The sequence below is a fragment of the Sphingomonas sp. Leaf230 genome (genome assembly GCF_001421745.1).
Classification (GTDB): domain Bacteria; phylum Pseudomonadota; class Alphaproteobacteria; order Sphingomonadales; family Sphingomonadaceae; genus Sphingomonas.
On the sequence record NZ_LMKW01000015.1, the window covers coordinates 73,730 to 84,126 of the forward strand.

Sequence of the window (10,397 nt, forward strand, 5' to 3'; positions counted from 1 at the left end):
ACTTCGTGCGAGGATCTGCGCACGGACGGCTAGGACGCCGGAGACGGTTGTATCGGACATCGCAAACGGTCCTTTCTAACCTACGGAGACCACATCCGATGGACGCGGTCTCCAGGGCATCAGGCGGTCCGCGTCGCGGCGAACCGATCGCGATAGGCGAGCAGCCGCAACGCGTTCACGACGACGAGCAACGTCGACCCTTCGTGCATGGCGACGGCTGCCCCGATCCCGAGACCGAAGATCGTCGCGGGAACCAGGATCGCCACCACGCCCAGACTGACGAAGACGTTCTGCCGTATGATCGATCGGGTCTGCCGCGACAGGCCGACCGCAAACGGCAGATGCGCGAGATCGTCCGCCATCAGCGCCACGTCGGCAGTCTCCAGCGCGACGTCGGAGCCTGCCGCGCCCATCGCGATCCCGACGGTCGCATTCGCCATCGCTGGCGCGTCGTTCACGCCGTCGCCGACCATCGCCACCTTGCCGTCGCTGCGCAGCTTCTTGATCGCCTCGACCTTGTCTTCCGGCATCAGGTCGCCCCATGCCTCGTCGATACCACGACCATCGCCACCTTGCCGTCGCTGCGCAGCTTCTTGATCGCCTCGACCTTGTCTTCCGGCATCAGGTCGCCCCATGCCTCGTCGATACCAACCTCGCGGGCGATCGCCTCGGCGACCGTCTGGTTGTCACCCGAGATCATGATCATACGCTTGATGCCAAGTTTGCGCAGGGTCGTCAGCGTCGCCTTAGCCGCGGCGCGGGGCGTATCCATCAGCCCGATCACGCCCAGATCGACGTCACCACGTCGCACAACCATCGTCGTCCGCCCGCCCGCGCGGAGCCGTTCGACCGCGGCCATCGTCTCTTCCGCCAATGCAGCGAGACCGTCCTTGCCGAACATTTCGGCCTTGCCGATCGTGACGGGATCGCCCTCCAGCGTCGCGCGAACGCCGCGGCCGGTCAGGCTTTCCAGATCGCTCGCCTGCGGCAGCGTGGCGTCGTTCAGGCGTGTCCTGCCGTCCTTGACGATCGCCGCGGCAAGGGGGTGATCGCTCAGCGCTTCCACGGCGACGGCCGTGGTAAGAAGCCGGTCGTCGGCTATCCCCGCCATCGCGACGACATCGGTGATCCGGGGCCGGCCTTCTGTCAGCGTACCGGTCTTGTCGAAGGCGATAGCGGTGAGCGAACCGAGGTTCTCCAGCGGCCCGCCGCCCTTCACCAGCACCCCGCCGCGGGCGGCGCGGGCGACACCCGACAGAACCGCACTCGGCGTCGCGATCGCCAGCGCGCAGGGGCTGGCGGCGACGAGGACCGCCATCGAGCGGTAGAAGCTGTCACGGAAGGGTTCATCGATGACGACCCACGCGAACAGGAGCAGGACGGCCAGGCCCAGCACCACCGGCACGAACACGCGCTCGAACCGGTCGGTCATGCGCTGCGTCGGCGACTTCTGCGTCTCGGCTTCGCTGACCATCTTCACGACCTTGGCAAGCGCGCTCTCGGTCGACAGCCGCGTAACCTCGATTTCGATGGCGCCGCTGCCGTTGATGGTGCCGGCGAACACGCGACTGGCAGCGTCGACGCGGTCGGGATCGGCGCGGGCCTGCCCGGCATCCGCCACCGCGGTTTTGTCGACCGGTATACTCTCGCCCGTCACCGGCGCCTGGTTGATGCTGCTCGAGCCCAGCGTCAGGAAGCCGTCGGCGGGCAATCGCGCATTGGGTTTGACCACGACGATGTCACCGACCACCAGCGTATCGACGGAGACCTCGCTGATCCGGCCGTCCCGGCGAACGAGGGCTGTCTTCGGCGCCAGCTCGGCCAGTGCCTCGATCGCCCGCTTGGCGCGGCCCATCGCATAATGTTCTAGCGCATGGCCGAAGCTGAACAGGAACAGGAGCAGCGCGCCCTCCGCCCAAGCGCCGAGTGCGGCCGCCCCCGCCGCAGCGACCAGCATCAGCGTGTCGATCTCGAACCGACGCATCCGCAGATTGTCGATCGCCTCGCGGACGGTGAAGAAGCCGCCCAGACCATAGGCGATCAGGTAGCAGGCGAGCGGCAGCCAAGACGGTACACCGACAACCAGTTTCTCGATCGCGAAGCCGACGCCGAGGACGGCACCGCAGCCGAGCGCGAAGAACAGCTCCGTGTTCGGTCCGAGGATACCGTCATGATTGTGGTTGTGCCCCTCCTTGCCATGATCGTGTTCGCCCGGACCATGATCGTGACCAGCGTGATCGTCGTTCGTGGCCTCAGGGGCGGGTGCTTCGCGATCGGCGACAGCGTTGCGGATGGTGGCTTCGTCGATGCGTTCCCGATCGAACTCGACCTGCACGCGGCCACTCGCCCCGACTTCAGCCTCCAGTACGCCGGGCATGGCCTTCAATCGATCGCCGAGGGTGCGCGCGCGCCGTTGATGCGTGGCGCCGATGTCGAACACGACATGGCCGTAGCGCGCACCGATTTTCGCGCCTGCGCCGGTCGCGACCTCGCGAATACGCGAAAGCGGAAGCCGATCCGGATCGTAATGGATGCACAATTGTGCCGGTGTCCCGTCGCTGGCGGGCACGACATGGGCTTCGCTGACGCCTTCGCGATCCGCCAGCTGCTGGACAAGCCGTGTGACGCAGGCGTCCGCGGCATCCGGCACGTCGGGCAGGACGACGGCGAGGTCGAGCCTGGTTTTCTCAGCCATTCTGATTGTCCTTGGTGTTGCGCGCGTCCTGTTTCGCGTCGCGCAGGATCTTGATGCCGCCCCACAGCTGGATTGCGGCCGTCGCCAGCCCGACCACAAGGTCCGGCCAGTTCACGCCCAGCCACATGACCAGGACGCCGGCGATCACGATACCGCCGTTCGAGATGAAGTCGTTGAGGCTGAAGGTCGTTGCCGCGCGCAGGTTGACGTCCTTGTTCTCCAGCTTCTGCAGGAGGCGCAGGCACAGATAATTGATGATGCCGGCGACGATCGACATGCCTATCATGGTCGGGCCGATCGGGTCGCTGCCCTGCGCGAAACGACGGGCGACATCGATGAGGACCGCGACCGCGAAGAGGAGCAGCATGATACCGGACACCCCGGCCGCAAGCTGCTTCCAGCGTGCGCTGCGCGTCAACGCGACGATGCTGAGTCCGTAGACCGCGGCGTCGGAGCCATTGTCGAGACCATTGGCGATCAGCGCGCTGGAATCGCCGACCAGTCCCGTAGCGACGAACGCCACGGCAAGTCCCGCATTGAGGATCAGGACGATCCAGAGCGTACGTCGCTGACGATCCATCGCGCCAGCGTCGAGAGTGGGATCGGTCATAACTGGGTCGCCTTCTGGCAAAGCACCGGACGTTTGCCGGGCGCCTCGACCTTGATCTGGTTGCCTGAGAACGTCGCGGTCTCAGCATCTCCGACATATTGGAGGCCTTGCAACGGTGCGGTCAGTACGGCCGCTGGTGCAACCGCATCGCGACGTAACTCGACCGTGAGCCCCTGATCCTTGAAGTCGACCAGGAGCGTCCGATCATTGTCGCACCGATAAAGGTGGCGACCAGGGGTGCCGCTCGTCACGGCGGTGTCGCGCGCGTGGATCTCCTGTTCGGTCGGAGGCCCCTTTTCCGGTTGTTCCGAACAGGCCGACAGCATCAGGACAGCTGCCAACCCCAGGCTCGCGATTTCTATCAGAAACAGCTTCATTTTGGCCTCCGGTTTTTCCTGCCGCCATGTCGGACAGGCGTTGGCCGGGGTTTCAAACCCGGCTGAGTTGCCAGTCGCCGCAGTTGGCGCTCCAGGCATCGGTCGGATTGGACAAGCCCGGCTTGTAGCCTGCGGCGCAGCAGCGCCGTCCACATGCCACTGAGAAATCCGTGGAAACGCAGGCTGTGGCGCAGGCGAGTACCGGCGGGATCGGCTTCCAGCTCGTACACTTCCTCGAACAGCAGCAGCTTCGGCACCCCCGCGGTCCAGGCGAAGGCAACCGGCTTGTCGACCCGAATGATGTCCGCTGCCGTCGTGATAGGTTTTCCAAGCCCACCAATGCGGAAGCTGTAGGTCGCTTTGCCACCCTCGACAGCCTCACCCGCAAGCTGGGTAAACGGCTTCCATTGCGGATGTCCGGCGAAGTCCGTGATGACCGACCAAACCCGTAGCGGGGACGCTATGAGGGTCACGATATTCTCGATGGGCGTGCGGCCGACGGCATCGGCCCGGTGCCCGCCACCGGGATCGATGGCGGCGTCGCCTGCCTCACGCCCTGCCATCGGCCGACTCCGGATCGGACTGGAGGTCGATGATCTCCACCGCCTCCAGCGTCATCAGACCGATGCCCTGCAGGTCGCGCAGGTTCGCGATGAAGGTCCGCAGCCTGGCATCCTCGTCGACGATCTCGATCACCACCGAGCGATCGTTCTCGAGGATGTGGCGACGGTGCGTGTGCGCCGATCGTCCGATTCCGATCATCGCCTCGATTACGGTCGCACCGCCGAGCCGGGCGTCGCGCGCCCGCTCGGCGATGAGTTCGAAGACCTTGCGGTCCCCGAAATACGCGGTTTCGTCGGTATAGACCCGCAGGAGTTTCATCATGGTCATGCCGTGGCCTCCTCGGGTGTGTCGGTCGGTCGGTCGTCATCCTCGGTACGCTTGCCCGACGTCGCTCCCAGGACGACCTTGGCGATGGCGGGAAGCACCAGGAGGGTCAGGATGGTCGCGGCGACGAGGCCACCGATGACGGTGACGGCGAGGGGTTTCTGCACCTCCGCGCCGGTGCCGTGGGCGAGCGCCATTGGCACGAAGCCGATCGCGGGCACGAACCCGGTCATAATGACCGCGCGCATCTTCTCGGCCATGCCGTGGCGGATCGCCTGCGCCACCGGTAACCCGGCTTCGCTGCTTTCCCGGATCGCGGTCATCACCACGAGCCCGTTCAGGACCGCCACGCCAGCAAGGCAGATGAACCCTACTGCTGCCGACACCGAAAAGTTGATGCCCGTCAGCAGCAAGGTGAAGACGCCGCCTGCCAGCCCCAGCGGCACTGCCAGGAACACCGATGCTGCCCTGCCGAACCCGCCGAGCGCCATGTAAAGCAGCCCGAAGATCGCCAGGAAGCACAGCGGCACAACGATCGACAGCCGGGCAGACGCCGCCTGCAGGCTCTCGAACTGGCCACCCCATTCGAGGTAGTAGCCCGCGGGCAGCTTGAGTTGCGCGATCTTCGCCTGTGCTTCGGCCACGAACGACCCGGCATCACGACCACCGAGGTTGATCTGGACGACCACGCGGCGTTTGCCGTTCTCGCGGCTGATCTGGTTCAACCCCTCCGTCAGGCGGATTTGCGCCACCTGCGCGAGCGGCACCTGTGCTCGCGGCCGTCCCTCGACTTCCGGCAGCAGCACCGGCAACGAACGGATGTCGTCGAGGTTGGCGCGGGTAGCCTCCGGAACGCGCACGGTGACGTCGAAACGACGATCGCCCTCGTACACCAACCCCGATTCACGCCCGCCAAGGCCGGCTGCAATCGTATCCGAGACGTCGCGGACGGTAAGACCGAGCCGCGCGATAGCCGCACGGTCGAGCTTCACGTCGAGCGTCGGCGCACCGCCGACCTGGTCGGCCTTGACGCTCGCCGCACCCGGGATGCCCTGCAGGACACGCACCATCTCGTTCGCGGTCTGCGACATCTTGTCGAGATCGTCGCCGTACAGCTTGATCGCGACATCGCCGCGGACACCCGCGATCAGCTCGTTGAAGCGGAGCTGAATCGGCTGACTGACCTCGTAGAGGTTGCCGAGCTGGCCGTTCGCCGCCTTCTCGATCCGGGCGATGGCGTCTGCCTTGGTCTTCACCCCCTCGGGCCACTCTTCCTGCGGCTTCAGGATGACGAAGCCGTCCGAGACGTTCGGTGGCATTGGATCGGTCGCGACTTCGGCGGTGCCGGTCTTGGAGAACATTGTTTCCACTTCCGGCAGTCGCTTGACCGCCGCCTCGACGCTGCGCTGCATGCGCAGCGACTGTTCGAGGCTGACCGACGGCACGCGGGTCGACGCAACCGCGAGGTTCTTTTCATCGAGCTGGGGTATGAACTCGGAGCCGAGCAACCCGAATGCCGGGATCGCGGCCAGGAAGAAGGCAAGCCCGCCGAGGATGAACGGCCAGGGCTTCGCGATCGCCTTGTCGAGCAGCGGCAGATAGCGTTCCTTGGACTTGCGGATCAGCCACACGTCCTTTTCCGCAACCTTGCCGCTGATCAGGATCGCCACGAGTGCCGGTACCAGCGTGATCGCCAGCACGAACGCTGCCACCAGTGCCAGCATGATCGTGATCGCCATCGGCGAAAACGTCTTGCCCTCGGTGCCGGTGAAGGTGAGCAGCGGTGCGAACGCGAGCAGGATGATCGCCTGCCCGTAGACCGTCGGCTTGATCATCTCCTGCGCGGCCCGCATCGTCTCTTCGAGCCGTTCCCGCAGGGAGAGCAGCCGACCTTCGTGTTCCTGTCTATGCGCCAGTCTGGCGAGACAGTTTTCGATGATGATGACCGCGCCGTCGACGATCAGACCGAAGTCGAGCGCCCCCAGGCTCATCAGATTGCCGGGGACGTTGAACGCGTTCATCCCCATTGCCATCATCAGGAAGGAGAATGGGATCACCAGCACGGCGATCACCGCGGCGCGCCAGTTGCCGAGCAGCAGGAACAGTGCCGCGGCGACGAGGATCGCGCCTTCGGTCAGGTTGCGCTGGACCGTCGCCACCGTGGCGCCGACGAGCTTTGCGCGGTTGAGCACCACCTTGACCTGAATGCCGGGCGGTAGCGTCTTTGCGACCTGATCGAGCTTGGTCGATGCCTGTTCGGCGACGATACGGCTATTCTGGCCGATCAGCATCAGCACCGTGCCGATCACCGCTTCCTGACCATTCATGCTGCCAGCACCGGTGCGCAGATCGCCACCAACCCGTACATTGGCGATCTGGCCGACCGTGATCGGCGTCCCACCGCGCGTGGCGGCAACCGCGCTGCGGATCTCGTCGACCGTCCGCACACGGGAATCGACACGCACGAGATACGCTTCGCCGCCCTTGTTGAAGTAGTTGGCGCCGACTGCGAGGTTCGCGTTTTCGAGCGCCTGTCCCAACTCGCTGTACGAGATGCCGAAGCTGGCGAGCTTGGTCGGATCGGGCTCGACCACGAACGTCTTGGCGAAGCCGCCGATGGAGTCGACGCCGGCAACGCCGCCCACCGATTTGAGCTGCGGACTGATGATCCAGTCCTGCACAGTGCGTAGATAACCTGCCTTGGCGACGGGATCAGTCAGCCGCTCGCCTTCCGGCGTCAGGTAGCTGCCATCGGGTTGCCAGCCGGGCTGGCCGGCAACTTTCTTGGCGCCTTTACCGTCCGGATTGGCATAGCCGACCGTATACATGACGATCTCGCCGAGGCCGGTCGTGACCGGTCCGATCTGCGGCTGCACGCCGTCGGGCAGGTTTTCCATCGCCTGCCGCAGGCGTTCACCGACCTGCTGGCGCGCGAAATACAGGTCGGTGCTGTCCGTGAAGATAGCGCTGACTTGGCTGAAGCCGTTGCGCGAAATGGAGCGCGTCGTCTCGAGCCCTGGAATACCGGCGAGCGAGATTTCGACCGGATAGGTGACGAGCTTCTCGATCTCGACCGGCGACAGTCGGGGATCGATCGTGTTGATCTGGACCTGCTTGTTGGTGATGTCCGGCACTGCGTCGATCGGCAGCTTGGTGAGCTGCCACACGCCGAGACCAGCGATGACGAGGAAGAGGGCGAGGACCGTCCATCGGGCGCGGACGGAGAGCGCCATGAGATTGGCTATCATGGTCTATTCTTCCTCGCCCGCGCCCTTGCCGAGTTCGGCCTTGAGCAGGAATGCGTTCTTGGTCGCGACCTGGCTGCCGCCCGCGAGACCCTTCAGGATCTCAACGCGGCCGTTGCTGCGCTGGCCGATCGTGACCGTCTGCGCGCGGAAGCCCTTGGCGGTCCGGACGAACACGATGTCACGTCCTTCGAGGGTCTGGACCGCATCCTCCGGCACCACGATCGCGTTGGACGTGCCGCCACGGGTCGGGAGCAACCGCACCCGCACCGCGAGCCCCGGTTGCAGCGTCCCCGTCACATCGAGGACCGCTGTTGCCGAGCGCGTGTCGTTGGCGAGGCCCGGTGTAATGGCACGGACCCGCGCCTCCATCGTCCGCCCGTCGGGCAGTTCGATGATTGCCCGGTCGCCGGGAGCGAGCCGCTGCGCGTCGGTTGGTCCGACCGCGGCCTCAACCTGTATCTTCGACGCATCGGCGACCCGCATCAGTTCGGTCTCAGGCTGGACGAACGCACCCAGGCTGACGTTCTCCGAGGTGACGCGACCCGAAATCGGACTCGACACCAGCACGCCGCGTCCATCGGACGTGATCCGCGCGGCACCGGCCGCGACGCTGGCGCGGCGCGCCTCGGCCGAGGCGGAAGCGGCTTCCGCCTGCGCCTGTTCCAGCTCGACGCGGGCTGACACCTTCTGTCGGTAGAGGTAACTTTCGCGTGCCAGCGCCTTCTGCGCCAGCGTCGACTTGGCGGCCGCAGCGCTGCGATCGGCCGCGATTTGCGCCGCATCGCGGCTTTCCACGATCGCGAGCGTCTCGCCGGCGCGGACCGGGTCACCAAGCCGCTTCATCAGCCGTGTGACCGCACCGGCCGCACGAGCCGTGACGATCGCCTCACCTTGCGGCGACGCATTGACGATCGCCTGTGCGACGATCTCCGCGCCGAGCCCGCCGGGATTGATCGTCTCGGTCGCGATACCGGCCTGCTCGACCGCCTGCGCGCTCATTGCCACCACGTCGGGCGTCTTTTCTTCCTCGGCCGGGGCCACGGTGTTGCCGCTCGCCGCTTCCGTGGCAGCGGGCTGGTCAGAGCTACAGCGTGCGACACCGAAACCGCCGAGTGCGGCTACGAGCGCGACGGCCGCGCCACCGCCAAGCAGGCGCTTATCCTTCATCATCGTTCATCTCCGGAAATCGTGGGGGCCGGCGTCGTGAGCCGGTCGAGCCGAGCCTGCGCGTCGTGGTACGCAGCGAGCGCATCGACGTAGGTCTGGCGGGTCTGTGAGAGCGTGCGTTCGGCATCGAGGAGCGCGATCTGATCGAACTTGCCCTGCGCCCAGCCGATGCGCGCGATGCGCGCAGCCTCCTGCGCCGCGGCAAGGCCAGGACCACCCGCCGCGAGTGCCGTGGCAGCGGCATTCGCCACCTCGGTCTGTGCGCTGGCAATCTGCTGACGGGTATCAACCACCGCCAGACTGCGCAGCGCCATCGCCTGAGTCTGTTCGGCTTGTGACTGGGCGACGAAGGCGTTGCCGTTGTTAAAGAACGGCAGCGGGATCGACAGGCCAACTACGGCTGCGGTGTCATTGGTCGCCGCGAGGCGCCGGGCGAACGCGCTGACCGTCAGGTCGGGGATCCGCAACGACCGCGCAACGCGAACCTGCGCGTCGGCAGTGCGGACATCGGCCTGAGCGGCAACGAGCGCCAGCGTCCCCTCGACATCGAGCGGGCGTGGCGGTCCATACCCATCGATCCGCTCGAACCAGGCACGATCGAGCGGCCCGGTAACGGGCGCATTGAGCAACGTCTCGAGATTGGCCCGTGCCGCCTGCGCCTGTCGGGTCGCGCTGTCCGCGGCGACCTGAGCGTTGATGCGCAATACCTCGGCACGTTGCATTTCGATCGGGCCGACGTCGCCGACCTGGACGCGCTCTCTGGCGATACGCAACGCGTTGTTCGCGATCCCTGCCTGCTCGGCCAGCACCTCCGAGCGACGCTCGGCTGCAGCTGCTTCAATGTAGAGCTGCGTGACCCGCAAGCGCAGATCGGCGCGTGCGATCTCGGCCTGGATCTGCGCGCGCGTTAGACGCGCTGTTGCCAAGGCGACGCGCGCGGGGCGCTTGCCGCCCAGCTCTAGCGGCAGCGCCACGCCGACGGTTGTCTCCGAACTCCGCAAGCCTCTGTAGGGACCACTCCCCCCAATATTCTCGACCTGCGTCTGCAACTCGGGGTTGGGACGCAGCCCCGCGACCCGCCGGGCCGCGGTTGCGGCCGCGACGTTCGCGGTCGCGGCGCCGATCGAAGGCAGCGCGGATTGCGTGCTCCCGCCGGGACCGGACGCCGCCCCGCCGGTTGTGGTGTCTGTTGCCGTCGTGCGGGAAGTCGATGGCATGCCGGCCGCGCCGAGCGCGGCATCGAGCGAAAAGGCGGGCGTTGCCTGTGACGAGGTGGTCGCCGCCGGAAGACCGGGCGGCGGTGATGTCTGCGCCTCGGCCGCACTGGCCAAGGACGCCGCGACCATGAAGGTCGCGATTGTACGATGCATCGATGATGACTCCTGACGAACCTAGTTCGCCCCGCGCGGCAG

Annotated in this window: 7 protein-coding genes and 1 pseudogene; all 8 read right to left on the reverse strand. The window is 66.2% G+C overall.

All coding sequences use genetic code 11. From position 1 onward, the window contains the following. Positions 1-119: 119 nt before the first annotated feature. Positions 120-2,695 (reverse strand): annotated as a pseudogene (locus ASE82_RS18660) (heavy metal translocating P-type ATPase). After that, positions 2,688-3,305, reverse strand: a complete 618-nt coding sequence (locus ASE82_RS18665; RefSeq protein WP_056067017.1) for a cation transporter — start codon at positions 3,303-3,305, stop codon at positions 2,688-2,690. The pseudogene ASE82_RS18660 and the gene ASE82_RS18665 overlap by 8 nt, the downstream one beginning before the upstream one ends. Then, on the reverse strand, positions 3,302-3,682 hold the full coding sequence (locus tag ASE82_RS18670) for a hypothetical protein (protein WP_056067019.1): 381 nt from the start codon (positions 3,680-3,682) through the stop codon (positions 3,302-3,304). The genes ASE82_RS18665 and ASE82_RS18670 overlap by 4 nt, the downstream gene beginning before the upstream one ends. Beyond that, positions 3,679-4,245, reverse strand: coding sequence for an SRPBCC family protein (locus ASE82_RS18675; RefSeq protein WP_056067022.1), 567 nt, complete (start codon positions 4,243-4,245; stop codon positions 3,679-3,681). Before ASE82_RS18675 ends, ASE82_RS18670 begins: the two co-directional genes overlap by 4 nt. Next, positions 4,232-4,573 (reverse strand): DUF190 domain-containing protein, encoded by a 342-nt coding sequence (locus ASE82_RS18680; RefSeq protein ID WP_056067027.1) that lies wholly within the window; start codon positions 4,571-4,573, stop codon positions 4,232-4,234. Before ASE82_RS18680 ends, ASE82_RS18675 begins: the two co-directional genes overlap by 14 nt. Beyond that, complete coding sequence (locus ASE82_RS18685; RefSeq protein ID WP_056067031.1) at positions 4,570-7,818, reverse strand: efflux RND transporter permease subunit; 3,249 nt, start codon at positions 7,816-7,818, stop codon at positions 4,570-4,572. The genes ASE82_RS18680 and ASE82_RS18685 overlap by 4 nt, the downstream gene beginning before the upstream one ends. 3 nt (positions 7,819-7,821) lie before the next feature. Next, on the reverse strand, positions 7,822-8,985 hold the full coding sequence (locus ASE82_RS18690) for an efflux RND transporter periplasmic adaptor subunit (protein WP_200910758.1): 1,164 nt from the start codon (positions 8,983-8,985) through the stop codon (positions 7,822-7,824). After that, positions 8,985-10,355, reverse strand: a complete 1,371-nt coding sequence (locus ASE82_RS18695; protein ID WP_056067038.1) for a TolC family protein — start codon at positions 10,353-10,355, stop codon at positions 8,985-8,987. The genes ASE82_RS18690 and ASE82_RS18695 overlap by 1 nt, the downstream gene beginning before the upstream one ends. Positions 10,356-10,397 lie beyond the last annotated feature (42 nt).

Bases quoted from the DNA above. Each gene is read 5' to 3' on its own strand.
- ASE82_RS18665 (WP_056067017.1), bottom strand. From the start codon at position 3,305: ATGACCGATCCCACTCTCGACGCTGGCGCGATGGATCGTCAGCGACGT.
- ASE82_RS18690 (WP_200910758.1), bottom strand. From the start codon at position 8,985: ATGAAGGATAAGCGCCTGCTTGGCGGTGGCGCGGCCGTCGCGCTCGTA.
- ASE82_RS18685 (WP_056067031.1), bottom strand. From the start codon at position 7,818: ATGATAGCCAATCTCATGGCGCTCTCCGTCCGCGCCCGATGGACGGTC.
- ASE82_RS18680 (WP_056067027.1), bottom strand. From the start codon at position 4,573: ATGACCATGATGAAACTCCTGCGGGTCTATACCGACGAAACCGCGTAT.
- ASE82_RS18675 (WP_056067022.1), bottom strand. From the start codon at position 4,245: ATGGCAGGGCGTGAGGCAGGCGACGCCGCCATCGATCCCGGTGGCGGG.
- ASE82_RS18670 (WP_056067019.1), bottom strand. From the start codon at position 3,682: ATGAAGCTGTTTCTGATAGAAATCGCGAGCCTGGGGTTGGCAGCTGTC.
- ASE82_RS18695 (WP_056067038.1), bottom strand. From the start codon at position 10,355: ATGCATCGTACAATCGCGACCTTCATGGTCGCGGCGTCCTTGGCCAGT.